Origin of the sequence: Mesorhizobium sp. ES1-1, assembly GCF_020164785.1 — a bacterium.
GTDB lineage: Bacteria > Pseudomonadota > Alphaproteobacteria > Rhizobiales > Rhizobiaceae > Mesorhizobium.
This window is the reverse complement of sequence record NZ_JAIUGX010000008.1, coordinates 116,390-134,408: the sequence shown is the minus strand read 5'-3', so window position 1 is coordinate 134,408 and position 18,019 is coordinate 116,390. Positions and strand designations below refer to the sequence as shown.

The 18,019-nt window shown below is 63.3% G+C and carries 15 protein-coding genes; 6 read left to right on the top strand and 9 right to left on the bottom strand.

What is annotated here, in order from left to right; genetic code table 11:
• The first annotated feature begins 3 nt into the window (after positions 1 to 3).
• Positions 4 to 1,071, top strand: coding sequence for an ABC transporter ATP-binding protein (locus tag LB513_RS15495; protein ID WP_224664366.1), 1,068 nt, complete (start codon positions 4 to 6; stop codon positions 1,069 to 1,071).
• Between the two features lie 76 nt (positions 1,072 to 1,147).
• On the opposite strand, the gene rpmG is transcribed toward LB513_RS15495, so the two are convergent.
• The 8 genes from rpmG to LB513_RS15455 form a co-directional block, all read right to left on the bottom strand.
• On the bottom strand, positions 1,148 to 1,315 hold the full coding sequence (gene rpmG, locus LB513_RS15490; RefSeq protein WP_006201775.1) for a 50S ribosomal protein L33: 168 nt from the start codon (positions 1,313 to 1,315) through the stop codon (positions 1,148 to 1,150).
• A 153-nt stretch (positions 1,316 to 1,468) separates the two neighbouring features.
• Positions 1,469 to 1,927: a hypothetical protein gene (locus LB513_RS15485; RefSeq protein WP_224664365.1), complete on the bottom strand. Its 459-nt coding sequence runs from the start codon at positions 1,925 to 1,927 to the stop codon at positions 1,469 to 1,471.
• A 103-nt stretch (positions 1,928 to 2,030) separates the two neighbouring features.
• Positions 2,031 to 3,209, bottom strand: coding sequence for an MFS transporter (locus LB513_RS15480; protein WP_224664364.1), 1,179 nt, complete (start codon positions 3,207 to 3,209; stop codon positions 2,031 to 2,033).
• Positions 3,210 to 3,288: 79 nt separating this feature from the next.
• The gene (locus tag LB513_RS15475; RefSeq protein WP_224664363.1) at positions 3,289 to 4,029 is read right to left on the bottom strand and encodes an NUDIX hydrolase; all 741 of its coding nucleotides are present in this window, start codon (positions 4,027 to 4,029) and stop codon (positions 3,289 to 3,291) included.
• 72 nt (positions 4,030 to 4,101) lie between these two features.
• A complete protein-coding gene (locus LB513_RS15470; protein ID WP_224664362.1) occupies positions 4,102 to 4,536 on the bottom strand; it encodes a DUF983 domain-containing protein in 435 nt (144 codons plus the stop codon).
• On the bottom strand, positions 4,536 to 6,860 hold the full coding sequence (gene rnr / locus LB513_RS15465; protein ID WP_224664361.1) for a ribonuclease R: 2,325 nt from the start codon (positions 6,858 to 6,860) through the stop codon (positions 4,536 to 4,538). The genes LB513_RS15470 and rnr overlap by 1 nt, the downstream gene beginning before the upstream one ends.
• A 4-nt stretch (positions 6,861 to 6,864) precedes the next feature.
• Positions 6,865 to 9,501: a type I DNA topoisomerase gene (gene topA, locus LB513_RS15460; RefSeq protein ID WP_224664360.1), complete on the bottom strand. Its 2,637-nt coding sequence runs from the start codon at positions 9,499 to 9,501 to the stop codon at positions 6,865 to 6,867.
• 348 nt (positions 9,502 to 9,849) lie between these two features.
• Complete coding sequence (locus LB513_RS15455; RefSeq protein WP_224664359.1) at positions 9,850 to 10,227, bottom strand: hypothetical protein; 378 nt, start codon at positions 10,225 to 10,227, stop codon at positions 9,850 to 9,852.
• A 175-nt stretch (positions 10,228 to 10,402) separates the two neighbouring features.
• On the opposite strand from LB513_RS15455, the gene LB513_RS15450 reads away from it, so the two are divergent.
• The 4 genes from LB513_RS15450 to LB513_RS15435 all read left to right on the top strand — a co-directional run bounded on the left by LB513_RS15450 (position 10,403) and on the right by LB513_RS15435 (position 15,576).
• Positions 10,403 to 11,149 carry a cytochrome c biogenesis CcdA family protein gene (locus LB513_RS15450; protein WP_224664358.1) on the top strand — a complete coding sequence of 249 codons (747 nt, stop codon included), beginning with the start codon at positions 10,403 to 10,405 and terminating at the stop codon, positions 11,147 to 11,149.
• Positions 11,150 to 11,270: 121 nt separating this feature from the next.
• Complete coding sequence (gene glmU, locus LB513_RS15445; protein WP_224664357.1) at positions 11,271 to 12,644, top strand: bifunctional UDP-N-acetylglucosamine diphosphorylase/glucosamine-1-phosphate N-acetyltransferase GlmU; 1,374 nt, start codon at positions 11,271 to 11,273, stop codon at positions 12,642 to 12,644.
• 264 nt (positions 12,645 to 12,908) lie between these two features.
• A complete protein-coding gene (gene glmS, locus LB513_RS15440) occupies positions 12,909 to 14,732 on the top strand; it encodes a glutamine--fructose-6-phosphate transaminase (isomerizing) (protein WP_224664356.1) in 1,824 nt (607 codons plus the stop codon).
• A gap of 91 nt (positions 14,733 to 14,823) precedes the next feature.
• The gene (locus LB513_RS15435; protein WP_224664355.1) at positions 14,824 to 15,576 is read left to right on the top strand and encodes a DUF502 domain-containing protein; all 753 of its coding nucleotides are present in this window, start codon (positions 14,824 to 14,826) and stop codon (positions 15,574 to 15,576) included.
• Here LB513_RS15435 and recG read toward each other — a convergent pair.
• Positions 15,528 to 17,636 carry an ATP-dependent DNA helicase RecG gene (gene recG / locus LB513_RS15430; protein ID WP_224664354.1) on the bottom strand — a complete coding sequence of 703 codons (2,109 nt, stop codon included), beginning with the start codon at positions 17,634 to 17,636 and terminating at the stop codon, positions 15,528 to 15,530. The two genes, LB513_RS15435 and recG, sit on opposite strands and share 49 nt — an antisense overlap.
• Before the next feature lie 92 nt (positions 17,637 to 17,728).
• Between recG and LB513_RS15425 the strand changes: the two genes are divergently transcribed.
• Positions 17,729 to 18,016 (top strand): succinate dehydrogenase assembly factor 2, encoded by a 288-nt coding sequence (locus tag LB513_RS15425; RefSeq protein ID WP_224664353.1) that lies wholly within the window; start codon positions 17,729 to 17,731, stop codon positions 18,014 to 18,016.
• The last annotated feature ends 3 nt before the right edge of the window (positions 18,017 to 18,019 follow it).

Genomic DNA, 18,019 nt, shown 5'->3' with positions numbered 1-18,019 from the left:
TCGATGGCCTCTGTCACGCTCGAAAAAGTCCGCAAGGATTATGGCGCCGTGCGCGTCCTGCACGCGGTGGACCTTGAAATCGCCGATGGCGAGTTCGTCGTCCTGGTCGGACCGTCCGGCTGCGGCAAGTCGACCTTGCTGCGCATGATTGCCGGGCTGGAGGAGGTCTCCGCCGGCGAGATCCGTATCGGTGAGCGTTTGGTCAACGACGTGGCGCCAAAGGATCGCGACATCGCCATGGTGTTCCAGTCCTATGCTCTCTATCCGCACATGGATGTGTCGAAGAACATGGGCTTTAGCCTGCTCCTTCGGAAAGCCGAAAAGACGACGATCGGGGCGAGGGTGGATGGCGCGGCCAAGCGCCTTGGCCTCGACACGTTCCTGCAGCGTCTGCCACGGCAGTTGTCAGGCGGCCAGCGCCAGCGCGTCGCGATGGGCCGCGCGATCGTGCGCGATCCGAAGGTTTTCCTGTTCGACGAGCCGCTGTCGAACCTCGATGCCAAGCTGCGAGTCCATATGCGCGCCGAGATCAAGGCACTCCATCAGCAGCTGAAGACGACGTCCGTCTATGTCACGCACGATCAGATCGAGGCGATGACAATGGCCGACCGGATCGTCGTCATGCATGACGGGCTCATCCAACAGGTCGGTGCGCCGCTCGATCTCTACGATCGTCCGGCCAACATGTTCGTGGCCGGCTTCATCGGTTCGCCCGGCATGAACTTCTTGCCAGCAACGGTTCGCCGGCGCGTGGATTTGGAAGCTCTGCTGGCAGACGGCCAGTCGCTATCCCTGCCGACGGGTCTTCCGTTGAAGGATGGCGGCGCCATTACCATCGGCCTGCGGCCGGAGCATATAAGGCTGGCCGATGGCGGGGCGCTGAAGGGCGAGGTCGGTGTGGTGGAGCCACTCGGGCTTTCGACGCAGTTCTATGTCAAATGCGCCGGCCAGCAGCTTTGCGTCTTCGCCATGGGCCGCGCCGGTGTGAAGCCTGGCGACATCGTGCGGCTATCGGCGGATCCCGAGTCGCTGCATCTGTTCGATCCGAAAAGCGGCGATCGCATCGGGTGATGGAATCAATCCGCCTTGGACTGCAAACAAAAACGCCGCCCCATGGGCGGCATTTTTGTTTGAATGGAAAACCAGATTACTTGATCTTGGTTTCCTTGAATTCGACGTGCTTCTTGGCGACCGGGTCATACTTGCGGAACGACAGCTTGTCGGTCTTGGTACGGCTGTTCTTGCTGGTCACGTAGAAGAAACCGGTGTCGGCGGTCGACAGAAGCTTGATCTTGATGTTTGCGGCTTTGGCCATGATGTCAGTCCGTTATGTTCGTGGGGTTTTGGCCGCTGGAGCACGGGAAAACGCCCGGACGCGGGAAACTTGCCGCGACACATAAAGAACGTGCCCGGAAAGTCAAGCCCGGCGGACCTTGATGCCCGCCGTCGGCCTGACGTTAGCTTCGACTCAAGCGATCTCCGGCTCGTGGGCAGCAACCTTCTTCCAGTCCCCCGTGGTGTTCCACCAGCGATTCGGGTTGGCGCGGTCATCCAGTCCCTTTGAACGGCTGGCCAGGATCGGCTGTAGACGGATCACCGGCTCCTGGTAGGAGTGCGCCTGGAAAATCGCTTCGACCACGCGCGCCGCCAGTGTCTGGTCGTCCGGCAGTTCGAACGAAACCTCCACCGTGCCCGGCCGGCGGCGCAGCTCGGTCTCGGCGCCGGCCGCGGCTCCTTCAAGCGGCCTATAGCGCTCGATACCGTTTGCCGACTGAAAGGCGTTGCGATCGTATTTGCCCATGGCCAGGGGAGCGATCTCCGCCACCGCGTCCATGATACGGTCGACGTCGGCCGCTGGGGCCTGGAACGTCACGAGCAGCTGAAGCGTCATGCACAAGGAAGTGGTTTCAAAGCCGCTGTCGATCATCGGAGTGCCCTCGATTCAGGTGTTCGAGGACAGTTATAGTCCTGGCCTGCTGACATGGTTCTGTCAGCAGGCTGTCATCGTGACGCGTTGTGAACCGGTTGCGTTACAGCAGGATCTTGCGGATCAGCCTGACGCAAACCAGGGCGATATAGGCAGCGAAGAACAAGCCTAGAGACCAGCCGAAGCCGGAGGGCCCGTAGGCATCCATGCCGATGCCGATCGCTTGGGGGCCGAGCACCATGCCGACGCCATAGCATAGCACGAAGGCGGCGTTGGCCGATGCGAGTTCGTGGCCAGACAGTTGCGAGCCGAGATGGGCTAGGCCGATCGTGTACATGGCGGCGACCACACCGCCCCAGACGAACAGCAACGCTGCCATCAGGTGCCAGTTTTGGGCGAAGAGAGGCATGAAAACCGTGCCCGCCAGACCCACGGTGGCGCAGGCAAGCAGCAGATAGCGGCGGTCGCTGACACGGTCGCTGATCATGCCGATCGGGATCTGCAGCAACACATTGCCGAGGCCGATCATGGTCAGCAGGAGCGCTGCGTCGGCTTCGGAATAGCCGATGCGGTTGCCGTAAACCGGGAACAGCGCAAAGCCGCCGGTTTCGACCGCGCCGAACACCAGCACGGCGGCTGTCGCCGTCGGCACCAGCCAGATGTAACGCAGGAAATTGCTGGTTTCACCGTCGGAGACGATCGTCGGGCTCTCGTTGCGCGCCGCCAGCACCGGTATGGCGGCCAGCGTCACCAGTCCGATGATGACGCCGAAAGGCCTGAAGCCGGAACTGCCGAGATGGGCAAACAGCCAGGGCCCCGCGGCAAAACCCAACGAGAGAACCGTAGCGTAGACGCCGAGAACCAGGCCTCGCCGATGCGGCGGCGCGGAGGTGCTGATCCAGAACTCGGACAGGATGAACAGCACCGTCAGGGCAATGTGCAGCACGATGCGCAGCGGAAACCACATCCAGAAATCCGGTGCGAAATGGAAGCCGATGAAGGCGAGCGCGCCGGCGGCGATCATAGCGACCATGGTCCAGGCGACGCCAAAGCGCATGGCGAGCGGGGTGGCCAGCGGCGCGCCGGCGATCGAGGCAAGGCCGGCGACAGCCGTGTTTAGACCGATCATCGAGGCCGAATGGCCGCGCGACTCCAGGATGACGCTGAGCAGTGGCATGCCGAGGCCAATGGCAATGCCGACGACGCTTATCGAGGAGATCGCCGCCACCATCGGCAGCCAGTGTACGCGTTCGTCGCCCGGTGGTTGGGTATCGACCGTCATGGGATGCTGATTACTCTGCCTGTTTGAACTTACGCAATTCCCGGCGGAAACCGCGGCACGCTTTTCCTTGGAATTACCTCTAGAGAAGTTCGCGGGTGAAGCGATTGCTGACGAGCCGGTAGAACGGCACGGGACCTCCCGGACGCAACAGCGGATCACGGGCGAGGCGCTGTTCCAGCTCGTCCAGGATCATTCGGGTGATGTCGGGTATGTCGGCTTCCCTGGCCTTGGCCAGCGGTAACCAGACCAATTGCTCGAGTTCGTTGGTCGGGCCGCCACCCGGCAGTTCGACGGCGACATCGTGGCGCCAGGCGCTGAAAAAGCGGGTGTCGAAGCGGCGCACCCGGTTGGGCGGTGTAATGGCACGGGCGATGAAACGCAGCACGTCCAGGGCAGGCTGCACGCCGTGCTCGACGAAGCCCTGCCAGTCACGCTTGTCCGTTGCAAAGGCGGCCTTGCGGCCGATCAGCAGCCCGGCTTCCTCATAGGTCTCGCGAATTGCAGACAATGCGACGGCGCGAGCCCGCGCGGCACTTGTGCGGCCCGGACCCGCGAGCAGCTTCGTCTCTTCCTCGCGATGCAACGGGGTGGCCGTCGGGACGCGACTGTCCGCAGGATCGGTACGGCCACCGGGAAACACGTACTTGCCCGGCATGAAGGCATGGCCGGCGTGGCGGCGGCCCATGAGAACAAGGACGTCGTCGCCCTTGCGATCGATAAGGATCAAGGTCGCGGCGTCACGCGGACGAAGCGCCCGGCCGTCATGCGCGGCCAGGCCCTTGTCGATCCTGCCGACGTCCGCCTTGGTCATAGCTTCCATGCGCACGACCTAGCGGAAACTTCTTGCATGCGAAAGTGGCCTTGGTGGGTGGCGTGTTGCGCCAGCAATGCTTCAGGCGCCGTGTTGGGACTCCGTCCCATCTTCATCGCCACCGAAGCCGTGCATATAGAAGGCCCATTGCAGTCCGATGACGGCGCCTTTCACAGGCTGCAGCAGGGCAACCGACAGTATGATCGTCAGCGGCACCCAGATCAGGATGTGCTGCCAGGTGGACAAGGTCGACGCTGCCTCCACGCCCATGAACGCGCCGAGAACGATGTGGCCGACGATGACGATGACGAGATAGGCCGGCAGGTCGTCGGCGCGATGATGGTGGATTTCCTCGCCGCACACCGCACAGGCGTCGACGGTCTTGGTGAAGCCGCGGAACAGTCTGCCTTCGCCGCAATTCGGGCAGCGACCCAAGAGACCGCGCTTCATGGCCGTCCATAGGGGGCGCGCAACGCGGCCCGAGTGATGTTCGCCGCCGAAAACCTGTTGTTCCATCATCGTCTCCTGCCGCGCGAGCCCGGTCGCGATTGCGACGCGCGGGCGCGGCCTTTGGCCTTGTGAAACGACCTGCTGGAGCCCGGCAGAGGCTTCGGGTCTGTCAGCATCTCGAAGCGCATTGCGCCCGCCATGGGCGCCACCTCTACGAGCCGTACCTCGACGCGATCCGCCAGCTGGTAGCCCTTGCCCGAGCGTTCGCCGAACAGGGAGCGGGCCGTTTCGTCATATATATAGTAATCGCCGCCCAGAGTTGACACCGGGATGAAGCCATCCGCGCCAAACTGCGGCAATTGGACAAACAGTCCGGACTTGGTGACGCCGGAAATGCGGGCGTCGAACCTGTCGTCCACGCGCTCCGCGAGATACGCGGCAATCAGCCGGTCGACTGTGTCCCGCTCGGCCGCCATGGCGCGGCGTTCGGTGCCCGAGATCAACACCGCCACGTCTTCCAGCCTTGCTTCCTCTTCCTGCGTCAGTCCACCCGGACCGAGGCCGAGAGCGGCGATAAGACCGCGATGCACGATCAGGTCAGCGTAGCGCCGGATCGGCGAGGTGAAGTGGGCGTAGCGCCTCAAATTAAGGCCGAAATGACCGATGTTCCCGGGCGCATATTCCGCCTGGCTCTGCGAGCGCAGCACCACCTCGTTGACGAGGCCTTCATTGTCCGCGCCGCGCACGCGCTCCAGTATGCCGTTGAACTGGGCCGGGCGCATCTGAGCGCCGCGCGCCAGCGACAGGCCGAGCGTCTGCAGGAATTCGCGCAGCGATTCCTGCTTTGCCAGCGACGGCGCGTCGTGGACGCGATAGACCAGCGCCTGCTTTTTCGCTTCCAGGGTCTCGGCCGCAGCGACATTAGCCTGGATCATGAATTCTTCGATCAGCTTGTGGGCGTCGAGCCGCTCCGGCACGATGACGCGATCGACCGTGCCGTCTGGCTTGAGCACGATCTTGCGCTCCGGCAGGTCGAGTTCGAGTGGCTGGCGTCCGTCGCGGCCACGCTTGAGGATCGCATAAGCGTCCCAGAGGGGCTTCAGGACGGTGTTGAGGATCGGGCCGGTCTTGTCGTCGGGCGCGCCGTCGATCGCGGCCTGCGCCTGGCTGTAGGCGAGCTTCGCCACCGACTTCATCATCACGCGATGGAAGGAATGCCGCACCTTGCGGCCTTCGGCTGAGAAGACCATGCGCACCGCCAGTGCCGGCCGGTCCTGGCCTTCGCGAAGCGAGCAAAGATCGTTCGAGATGCGCTCTGGCAGCATCGGCACGACCCTGTCCGGGAAATACACGGAATTGCCCCGCTTCAACGCTTCGCGATCAAGTGCCGTGCCGTAGCGCACATAGGCGGCGACATCCGCGATGGCGACGGTGGCGATCACACCGCCCGGGTTGCTCTCGTCGAGATCGGGCGTGGCAAGGACGGCGTCATCATGGTCCTTGGCATCGGCCGGATCGATGGTCACCAGCGGCAGGTCGCGCCAGTCTTCGCGATGAGCGAGGGTGGCGGGCTTGACGGCCTCAGATTCGGCGATGACGTCCGCCGGGAAGATATGAGGAATGTCGTGTGCGTGGATGGCGATCATGGAGACCGCTTTCTCGCTGGTCAGCGAGCCCAGCACATTGAGCACCTTGGCTCTCGGTAGCCCGTAGCGGGAAGCGCGCGCGGGCTCGACCTCGACCAGATCGCCGTTCCTGGCGCCGTTTTGGAATTCCTTGTCGACAATCAGTTCGGGTTGGCGGCGCTCCACCGGCTCGATGCGGAAAGAACCGTCCTGAAGCACGCGGAAGACACCGAGAACGGCGTCGGTACGCTTCTCGAATATCTTCATCACCCGGCCCGTATAAGCGGGGCCGGTCGTCTCGTTGGTCGGGAAGGTCTTGGCGAGCACCCGGTCGCCGATGCCAGGCGCGGGTCCGTTGCCACCACGGGAAATGCGAATGGAGACCACAGGCGGTTCCCCGGTGCCGACGGGCTCGGCTGGGTGCGCCAGCAGGACGCCATCGCCGTCACGGCCGAAGATGTCCAGCACCGCGACATGGGGCAGGGCGCCGACGCGGGCCAACTGCTTGCGTTCTTTGGTCAGGACGCCTTCGTCCTGCAGGTCGCGAAGAATGTCCTTCAGCCAGATCCGGTCGTCGCCGCGCAGGGCGAACGCCTTGGCGATGTCGCGTTTGCCGGCACGATCGGGATTTTCGGCAATATAGCGCAGGATGTCGTCGCGCGTCGGCCGGTAGTCATCCTTGACCTTGGTCCGGTCCTTGGCTTTACCCTTTGCGTCGGCGGTGCGCGGATCGCCGTTGTTTCTAGCGGTGATCCTGCGCGCCACGCTGCTACCCTTTTTTCTTCGCGGCCGGCTTCTTGGCGGCTGCCTTCTTCGTCGTGCTCGTCTTGCCAGCGGGTGCCTTGGCCGCTGCCGCCTTGCGGAACGGTTTCTTGCCGCCGCCGCCCTTGGCTTCTTTTTCCGCGATCAGCGCCAGCGCATCCTCGATGGTCACCGACTGGGGATCCTTGCCCTTCGGCAGCGTGGCATTGACCTTGCCGAAATTCACGTAAGGCCCGTATTTGCCGTCGCGCACAACGATCTTGCCGCCACCGTCGGGATGGTCGCCAAGCTCCTTGAGCGCAGCGGCTGTGCCGCCATTGCGGCCGCCCTTACCCTTCAACTGCTTCTCGGCGATGACCGACACGGCGCGGTTGAGGCCGATCGAAAACACATCCTCGATGCTGTCGACATTGGCATAAGTCCCGTCATGCAGCACGAACGGCCCGTAGCGTCCGAGCCCGGCCGAGATCATCTTGCCGCTCTCGGGATGCTTGCCGACATCGCGAGGCAGCGACAGCAAAGCCAACGCCTTCTCATGATCGATGGTTTCAGCCGTCCAGCCCTTGGGCAGGCTGGCGCGCTTGGCCTCCTTGCCGTCGCCGCGCTGCAGGTAAGGGCCGAAGCGACCCGAGCGGAGCGTGATTTCCTCCGCCGTATAGGGATCCTTGCCGATGACCTTGGTGCCATCCTCGCCGGCGCCATTCTCGCCATTGGGGTTGGCGGCATCGCCGAGCTGGCGGGTGAACGAGCATTCGGGATAGTTCGAGCAGCCGACAAAGGCGCCGAATTTGCCCAGCTTCAGCGACAGATTGCCGGAGCCGCATTTCGGGCAGATGCGAGGGTTGGAGCCGTCTTCACGCGCCGGGAACACCAGCGGCGCCAATTCTTCGTTGAGCGCGTCCAGGACGTCGGTGACGCGCAACTCCTTGATGTCGGAAACTGCGCCCGAGAAATCCTTCCAGAAGTCGCGCAGCACCTCTTTCCACGCGAGCTTGCCGTCGGAGATCTCGTCGAGCTTTTCCTCGAGCGAGGCGGTGAAATCATACTCCACATAGCGCTTGAAGAAGCTTTCCAGGAAAGCCGACAACAACCGGCCCTTGGCCTGCGGCACCAGCCGGCGCTTGTCGATCGTGACATAGTCACGGTCTTCGAGCGTCTTCAGGATCGCCGTGTAAGTTGAGGGCCGGCCGATGCCGAGTTCCTCCAGCTTCTTGATCAGCGAAGCTTCGGAATAGCGCGGCGGCGGCTCGGTGCTGTGCTGGGTGGCGTTGATGGCCTGGCGGGCGAGCTGCTCGCCGGTGCGGATTTCGGGCAGCCGGCGATTTTCCTCGTCTTCGGCGTCGTCATCCTTCAGGTCGGTGTAAGCGGCGATGAAGCCGTCGAACCGAACGACCGAGCCGACGGCGCGAAGTTCGGCGGTGCGCGTACCATTGACCGCCTCGATCTCGGCGGTGGTGCGCTCGATCTCGGCTGGCTGCATCTGGCTGGCGATGGCGCGCTTCCAGATCAGCTCGTAGAGCCGCATCTGGTCGGAATCCAGATATTGCCTGACCGATGCCGGGGTGCGCATGAAATCAGTCGGACGGATCGCCTCGTGTGCTTCCTGGGCGTTCTTCGCCTTGGCGGTGTAATGGCGCGGCTTTTCCGGCAGGTATCTGGGGCCGAATTCCTTGACGATGGCGTCGCGGGCCGCCGAGATCGCCTCCGGCGCCATCTGCACGCCGTCGGTTCGCATATAGGTGATCAGGCCGGTGGTCTCGCCGCCGATTTCCATGCCTTCATAGAGACGCTGCGCCACCTGCATGGTGCGGCTGGCTGAGAAGCCGAGGCCCGAGGAGGCTGCCTGCTGCAGGGTCGAGGTGGTGAATGGCGGGCCGGGGTTGCGTTTCGTCGGCTTGGCCTCGACGGACAGCGCCTTGAAGGTCGCGCCTTCGAGCATCGACTTGATGTCGTCGGCCTGCGCCTTGTTGGCAATGTCGAGTTTCTGCAGCTTCTTGCGGTCGAATGCCGTCAGCCGCGCCTCCAAATTCTCGTTGCGTGGCGTGCCGAGGAGCGCCGAGATCTGCCAGTATTCCTCGCGGATAAAGCGCTCGATTTCGGATTCCCGGTCGCAGACGAGACGCAACGCGACCGACTGGACACGCCCGGCCGAGCGAGCACCCGGCAGCTTGCGCCACAATACCGGCGACAGGGTGAAGCCGACCAGGTAATCAAGCGCGCGGCGGGCCAGATAGGCATCGACCAGGGGCGCGTCGATCTGGCGAGGGTTGGCCATTGCCTCCAGCACCGAAGACTTGGTGATGGCGTTGAAGACGACGCGGCTGACCGGCTTGTCCTTCAGCGCGCGCTTCTGCTTCAGCACTTCCAGCACATGCCAGGAAATCGCTTCGCCCTCGCGGTCCGGATCGGTGGCGAGGATCAGCCCATCGGCATCCTTGACCGCCTTGGCGATATCGGCAAGCCGCTTGCCCGAGGCCGTGTCGACGGCCCAGGACATTGCGAAATCCTCGTCGGGACGCACCGAGCCATCCTTGGCCGGCAGATCGCGGATGTGACCGAACGAGGCCAGAACCTTATAGTTCTTGCCGAGATATTTGTTGATTGTCTTCGCCTTGGCCGGCGATTCGACGACGACGACGTCCATGAGGTCTCATATCAGCTGTGATGCGGCAGAAGAATTCCGCTGCGCGCGACGAAATCTCGGTTCTGTTGCCGCTCACATGGCCGCGCTTTCGCATTCGGTCAAGGGGAAGCGCCCAAATTGGCGGGGCAGTCCGTGGCAATACACTCTTAGAGTGTATGCAGGAAATCGGGGAATTCGGGTGATGTTGTTTGGGATGGATGGTGGTCCGCGTCCCCGGCAACGCCAGGGTCTGCATCACCTGAGTCGCCGGGATGACTGGCCACGGTGGCGCCACGCAGTTCGGGTCGATTGGGCTGGTCGCAGACCCCGCAGGCCCGGCGACCAGTTCCGTTCGGTCCAGGCAGGCTGTTAGTCGGCCTTGACGATGTGCCAGACCTCGCCGACGCCATCGCCGGTCACATCACCGGCCTTCTTGTCCTTGATGAAAGTATAGACCGGCTTTCCGTCATAGGCCCACATCTTGGTGCCGTCGGTGCGGTCGACAACGCTCCACTCATCATCAGCCATCGCGCCGGCTTCGGCCTTGAGAGGCGGCCAGTTGGTGGCGCATTTGTCGTAGCAATTGCTCTTGCCCTTCTCATCCTTGTCGTAGGTATAGAGCGTCATGCCATTGGCATCGGTGTAGATCTTGGCGCCACCGATTTCGGCTTCCTTCCACGCATCGGCGGCGAAGGCGGCGGCAGTGCTCAGCAGAAATACGGCTAGCCCGACTGTGATCGTTTTCATGGAAAACTCCCTGGATGTCCAAAGAGGTGCGAGAAATCGCGGCCTCGCTTGCTCAACGCCGGCCGCCGCCGCTTTCTTCCGTGGCACGACACGCAAACGTCGGCTTGCCACAAAATGGTGATTGGTGGACAAGCCGCGTGCAGCCTATATCGGCGCCGGGTGGTGGAGGTTGGGAATGGCATTGGACATCGGCTATGTCAGCGCGGTCGGGGCGGGGGCTATCTCGTTCCTGTCGCCGTGCGTGCTGCCGCTGGTGCCGCCCTATCTCTGCTATATGGCCGGCGTTTCGGTCGACGATTTCCGTGGCAGTGCAGGCGTAACGGCTCGAGAAGGCGCGCGTGGCGCGCTGCTCTACTCGTCGATCGCCTTCGTGCTCGGCTTCTCGACCGTGTTCGTGGCGCTCGGCGCCGGTGCTTCGACCATCGGCCGGCTGCTGCGCGTCTGGCAGGAGCCGCTGGCGATGGCGGCGGGCGTGCTGATCATCCTGATGGGCTTGAACTTCCTCGGCATCCTTCGCATCCCACTGCTGTCGCGCGAGGCGCGCTTCCAGTCGCAGGGCAAGCCGGCAAGCGCGGTCGCCGCCTATGTCATGGGGCTCGCCTTCGCGTTCGGCTGGACGCCCTGCATCGGCCCGGTTCTCGGGCCGATCCTGACGCTGGCGGGCGGGCGTGAAACCGTGGGCGAGGGCGCGCTGCTGCTCGCCGCCTATTCGCTTGGGCTAGGCATCCCGTTCCTGATCGCTGCGCTCTTTTCCGGCGCCTTCATGCGTTTCCTCGGCAAATTCCGCGTCCATCTCGGCCGTGTCGAAAAGGCGATCGGCGCGTTGCTGGTCGTCGCCGGCGTATTCTTCCTCACTGGTGGCGTGCAGACGGTGTCCTACTGGCTGCTGGAGAATTTCCCGGTGCTGGGGCGGCTCGGGTAGAGCCGGCACCGGAAACCGTGAGCGGCTCCGCCCCAAACCGGAATTTAACCGCATTGGTGAAGCATGGCGCCAATGCTAGATAGTCGCGATTCCCGACCCTCTTCATATTGGTTGTCCGTCCATGAGCCAGAGATCCTGCCTGTCCATCGTCCTCGCCGCCGGCGAAGGCACGCGGATGAAGAGTTCGCTGCCGAAGGTGCTGCACCAGATCGCCGGGCTGCCGATGGTGGCGCATGTGGTGAAAGCGGCGGAACTTGCGGGCTCGGGGGATCAGGCGCTGGTGATCGGCCATGGCGCCGAGGAAATGCGCAAGGCGGCCACGAAATTCGCGCCTGATGCCGAGACCTTCGTGCAGGACAAGCGACTCGGCACCGCCCACGCCGTGCTGGCCGCCCGCGAAGCGATAGCAAGAGGTTATGACGATGTCCTGGTGATGTTCGGCGACACGCCGCTCATCGATCCGGGTGCGCTGACCGTGGCGCGACTGAAACTGGCCGAGGGGGCTTCTGTCGCGGTCATCGGATTCCGTACGCCCAATCCGACTGGATATGGCAGGTTGATCGAAAAGGGCGGCAGGCTGGTCGCAATCCGCGAGGAAAAGGATTGCAGCGAGGAGGAGAAAAACATCACCTTCTGCAATGGCGGGCTTATGGCAATCGACGGCAGCAAGGCCCTGGGCCTTCTCGACGCGGTCGGCAACGCAAATGCCAAGGGCGAGTACTATCTCACGGACATCGTCGAAATCGCCACCGGCGAAGGCCTCGAAGTCGTTGCTACCGAAGCCAGCTTCGAGAACGCGCTCGGAATCAACAATCGCGCCGAGCTGGCGCAGGCCGAAGGCATCTGGCAGGCGCGCCGCCGGCACGAGGTGATGCTGTCGGGCGTGACGCTGATCTCGCCGGAAACCGTGTTCTTCTCGCATGACACCGAGATTGGCGCCGACACGCTGGTCGAGCCCAATGTGTGGTTCGGCCCAGGCGTGAAGATCGCTACCGGAGCCAAGATCCATGCCTTCAGCCATATCGAAGGCGCCACCATTGCCTCGAACTGCGACGTCGGGCCGTTCGCGCGGCTGCGGCCGGGCGCCGATCTCAAGCAAAAGGCCAAGGTCGGCAATTTCTGCGAGGTCAAGCAGGCTGTCGTCGAGGAGGGCGCCAAGGTCAACCATCTGACCTATATCGGCGACGCACGCGTCGGCGCTGGCGCCAATATCGGCGCCGGCACCATCACCTGCAATTATGACGGTTACTCGAAGTTCTTCACTGACATCGGCGAGGGTGCCTTTGTCGGCTCCAATTCCTCGCTGGTGGCACCGATTACGATCGGCAAGGGCGGCTACATCGCCTCGGGAAGCGTCATCACCGAAGACGTGCCCGAAGACGCGCTGGCCTTTGGCCGCGCAAGGCAGAAGACCATCCCCGGGAAGGGCAAGGAATTGCGCGAACGCTTTGCGTCCGCGGCGGCGAAGAAGAAGGCAGCCGCCACCGACCATTGACGGTCAGCGGCCCGATCGTTCGCAGAGGAGAATGGTGGGCGCGGCGTCGTTCATGGCTCGCGGACTAGCCAAGGGTTTCCGAATCGGAACCGAATGTCTGAGATCCAGACGACTGTGGTAATGGGCTTGCAAAAGCCATCCATGATAGTGCATCCGCAAGGAACGATTCCCGCTAACGCGGGACGAAATGCAATTTGACTTTCACGGCAGGCCGGCCATCCCCTAGATATGCTGGTTTTCCGCGGGCAATCGGGGGTCTTCCGTATGTGCGGTATCGTTGGAATCGTCGGCAATTCGCAGGTCGCGCCGCTCATCGTCGATGCGCTGAAGCGGCTCGAATATCGCGGCTATGATTCGGCCGGCGTCGCCACGCTGGAGCATGGGCAGCTTGCTCGGCGCCGTGCCGAGGGCAAGCTGGTCAACCTCGAGCGCCGGCTCAAGGACGATCCGCTCGCCGGAACGATCGGCATCGGTCACACCCGCTGGGCGACCCATGGCGTGCCGAACGAGACCAATGCGCATCCGCATTTTTCCGATGGCGTGGCCATCGTCCACAACGGCATCATCGAGAATTTCGCCGAACTGCGCGAGGAACTGATCCGGGACGGATACGCATTCACGTCGCAGACCGACACCGAGGTCGTGGCCCATCTGGTGGCGCGCGAACTGGCCAGCGGGCTGAAGCCGGTCGAGGCCGCGCATCGGGCGCTGAAGCGCCTGGAAGGCGCCTTCGCGCTGGCCATCATGTTCAAGGGCGATGAAGACCTGATCGTCGGCGCCCGCAACGGCCCTCCGCTGGCCGTGGGCCATGGCGACGGTGAAATGTTCCTCGGCTCCGATGCCATTGCGCTGGCGCCTTTCACCAATTCCATCACCTATCTCGAGGATGGCGACTGGGCGGTGCTGCGCCGTGAAGGCGTCACCATCTTCGACATCGATGGCAATCAGGTCGAGCGCAGGCGCCAGCAATCGCTCTCGACTAGCTTCATGGTCGACAAGGGAAACCGGCGTCATTTCATGGAAAAGGAAATCCATGAACAGCCCGAAGTGATTTCGCACACGCTGGCGAACTATCTCGATTTCGTCGGCGGCGTGTCCAAGCCGCTCGATCTGCCTTTCGATTTCGCCAAGATCGACCGGCTGGCGATCTCGGCTTGCGGCACGGCCTATCTCGCCGGCCTGATCGGCAAATACTGGTTCGAGCGCTACGCACGGCTGCCGGTCGATATCGATGTCGCCTCGGAATTCCGCTACCGCGAAATGCCGCTGTCTGCGACCGACGCCGCCTTCTTCATCTCGCAATCGGGCGAGACCGCCGACACGCTGGCCTCGCTGCGCTATTGCCGCAAGGCGGGGATGAAGATCGGCGCCGTCGTCAATGTGCGCGAATCGACCATGGCGCGGGAATCCGACGTGGTGCTGCCGACGCTGGCGGGACCGGAGATCGGCGTCGCCTCGACCAAGGCTTTCACCTGCCAGTTGTCGGTGCTGGCATCGCTGGCTGTGCGCGCCGGCGTCGCACGCGGCAAGATCTCGCCCGAACAGGAAAAATCCCTGGTGCGCGAACTGTCGGAAGCGCCGCGCTACGCCAACCAGGTGCTCAAGCTCGACCACCAGATCGAAAAGATCGCCCGCGATCTCTCCTATCACAAGAACGTTCTCTATCTCGGCCGCGATACTAATTTTCCGCTGGCCATGGAAGGCGCGCTGAAGCTCAAGGAGATTTCCTATATCCACGCCGAAGGCTATGCGGCGGGAGAATTGAAGCATGGGCCGATCGCACTGATCGACGAGAACATGCCGGTGATCGTCATCGCCCCGCATGACCGGATCTTCGAGAAGACGGTTTCCAACATGCAGGAAGTCGCGGCGCGCGGCGGGAAAATCATCCTGATCACCGACAGCAAGGGCGCGGCGCAGGCAAGCGTGAAGACGATGGAGACGATCATCCTGCCTGACGTGCCGGAGATCATCTCGCCGATCATCTACGCGTTGCCGATCCAGATGCTGGCCTATTTCACCGCAGTGTTCATGGGCACCGATGTCGACCAACCGCGCAATCTGGCGAAATCGGTGACGGTGGAGTAGGCGTCCCTAATCGGGCTTTTAAAAACTTCGCAGTTTCAAAGGGCCGTCCGGTTCACTAATGTTGCGCGCAAACCCGCGCCCCCGGTGACCCATGTCCGATGCTCCCAAGACCTCCGGCATGACCCGGCTGAGGAACTATTTCCTCACGGGCTTCATCGTCTGCGCGCCGCTGGCGATCACCGCCTATATCGCATGGTCGGTCATCGGTTGGGTGGATTCCTGGGTGAAGCCTTATATTCCTGCCCGCTACAGCCCCGATACCTATCTGCCATTCCCGGTTCCCGGGTTCGGGCTTATCGTCGCCCTGGTCATGATCACGCTGATCGGTTTTCTCACCGCTAACATTGTCGGCCGCGCCATCGTAGGGTTCGGCGAGCGGCTGCTTGGGCGGATGCCGCTGGTGCGCGGCATCTATGGCTCGCTGAAGCAGATTTTCGAGACCGTGCTGTCCAACAAGGGAGACATGTTCCGCCAGGTTGGGCTGGTCGAATATCCGCGCAAGGGCGTCTGGTCTCTGGTCTTTGTCTCCGGCGAAAAGGAAACCGAGATCAACCAGAAGCTCGACCAGGAGGGCGACCCTCTGATCGCGGTGTTCATGCCTTGCGCGCCAAACCCGACGACCGGGTTCCTGATGTATGTGCTGAAATCCGATATCGTGCTGCTCGACATGACCATCGAGGACGGTGCCAAGCTGATCGTCTCGGCCGGGCTGGTGGCGCCCGAGGTGAAGTCAAGGTTGGTGACTGTCAACGGCGAGCCGATCAACGGAAAAGTGGCCAATCCAACGCTCGCATCTCATCCGGCGCGCAGCAGCCGCACCGCCTCGTCGCGGCCGAACAAATAGAGCAGCAGGCGCAACGCCTCGCCTCGATCCGATTGCAGTTCGGGGTCGCGCGACAGGATCAGCCTGGCATCGTCGCGGGCCGCTTCCAACAGGTCGGCATGCGCCTCGATGCGCGCCACCTGGAAGCCGGGTGTGCCGGACTGCCGGGTGCCGAGCAATTCGCCTTCGCCGCGCAGCTTCAGATCCTCCTCGGCGATCAGGAAGCCGTCCTCGGTCTCGCGCATCACCGACAGCCGGCGTTTGGCGGTCTCGCCGAGCGGGTCCTTGTAGAGGAGCACGCAGGAGGAGGGCTTGTCGCCACGGCCGACCCGGCCGCGCAACTGGTGCAACTGGGCAAGGCCAAAGCGTTCGGCATGCTCGATGACCATGACGGTGGCGTCCGGGACGTCGACGCCGACCTCGATGACCGTGGTGGCGATCAGGATGCGCGTCTCGCCCTGCTTGAAGGCGCGCATCGCCTCGTCCTTCTCGGCGCCTTTCATGCGGCCGTGGACCAGGCCGATGCGGTCGCCGAACAGCGGCTTAAGCGAGGCGAAGCGGTCCTCGGCGGACATCAGCTTGATCTCTTCGGATTCCTCGACCAGCGGGCAGATCCAGTAGATTTTCTGGCCGCCGGCGACGGCGTCGACCATGCGGCCAACCAACTCGTCCAGTCTTTCCAAAGGCAGGGTGACGGTGCGGATCGGCTGCCGGCCGACCGGCTTTTCGGTCAGCTTCGACACGTCCATGTCGCCAAAGGCGGTCAGCACCAGCGTGCGCGGGATCGGCGTCGCGGTCATCACCAGCATGTCGGGCGCATCCCCCTTGGCGGTGATGGCAAGCCGCTGATGAACGCCGAAGCGGTGCTGCTCGTCGATGACGGCGAACACCAGATCATGGAAGGTGACCGTCTCCTGGAACAATGCGTGAGTGCCAACGACGATATTGATCTCGCCACTCGCCAAGCCGGCCAAGGTGTCGGCGCGCTCGCGCCCCTTTTCGCGACCGGTGAGGATGGCGATGCGCAGGCCGACCCTGGCCGCAAGCGGAGCGATCGTCGCCAGATGCTGGCGCGCCAGGATTTCGGTCGGCGCCATCAAGGCCGCCTGGCCGCCGGCCTCGACGGCGCGTGCCATGGCGAGCAGCGCCACCACCGTCTTGCCGGAACCGACATCGCCCTGCAGCAGCCGCAGCATGCGTTCGGGATTGGCAAGGTCGGCATTGATTTCGGCCAGCGCGAACTCCTGGCTGCCGGTCAGTGTGTATGGAAGAGCGGCGCGCAGTTTCTCGACGATGCGGCCGTCGCCGACCAGCGGGCGCCCGGACAGGCGGTGGACTTTCGCCCGCACCAGCGCCAGCGAAACCTGGCCGGCCAACAACTCGTCATAGGCCAGGCGTCGCCAGGCGGCGCCATCGATGGAAACATCGATCGGGTCCGCTGGAATGTGGATGCGGGTGAGAGCATCGCCAAAGGCTGGAAATGTGTGGCGGCGCATGAAGGCGCCGTCCTGCCATTCCGGGAATTGCGGAACGCGCGCCAGTGCTTGGCCAATTGCCCGGCGCAGTATCTTGCTCGAGAGCCCGGCTGTGAGGGGATAGACCGGCTCGACGAGCGGCAGGTTTTCCGCCTCGCCGGCCAGTGCGATATGGTCGGGATGGACCATGGTGGGGCGGCCGTTGAACCATTCCATGCGGCCCGAGACGACGACATGCTCACCCACCGGCATCGCCTTCTCCAGGTAGGAGGCGTGCGCGTGGAAGAAGGTCAGTCCGATTTCGCCCGTATCGTCATGGGCGTAGACCCGGTAGGGTACGGCCCTGTTGCCGCGTGGCGGCGGCTGGTGTCTATCGATGCGCAGCTCGAGCGTGACGATGGCGCCTTCGGGCGCCAGCGCGATGCCGGGACGGTTGCGACGGTCGATGACGGTATGCGGCAGCACGAACAGGAGATCGCCGGCCCGTGCGGCGCGGTCGCCGAGATCCGCCGCGACGACTTTCTCGATCAGCGCGCCGACCTTCGGTCCCACGCCGGCAAGCGAGGTGATCGGGACAAATAACGGATCGAGGATGGATGGACGCATGAAGTCAGCTTATGTCGCGACGGCCTCAGCGCAAGGCTGACAGCACCCTCTATCCACGCTATATGGCCGCAGCAAGCGAGGATAAGCCACCAATGAGCGGAACGAAGAGATCGAGCGAGGGGCTGGACGCGCACCGCCGCAAGCTTCTGTTCCGCTCCTGGCATCGGGGCATGCGGGAGATGGACCTGATCCTCGGCACGTTCGCCGACGCCGAGATCGGCACCTTGACCAAGGCGGAAATCGACCAATATGAGAGGCTCCTCGACATTCCCGACACCGACTTCCTGCCCATGGTCACCGGCGAACGCTCGGTCCCAGCGGATATCGATTGTGCCGTCCTGCAAAAGATCCTGGCATTCCGCCATTCCATGACATTCTGACCA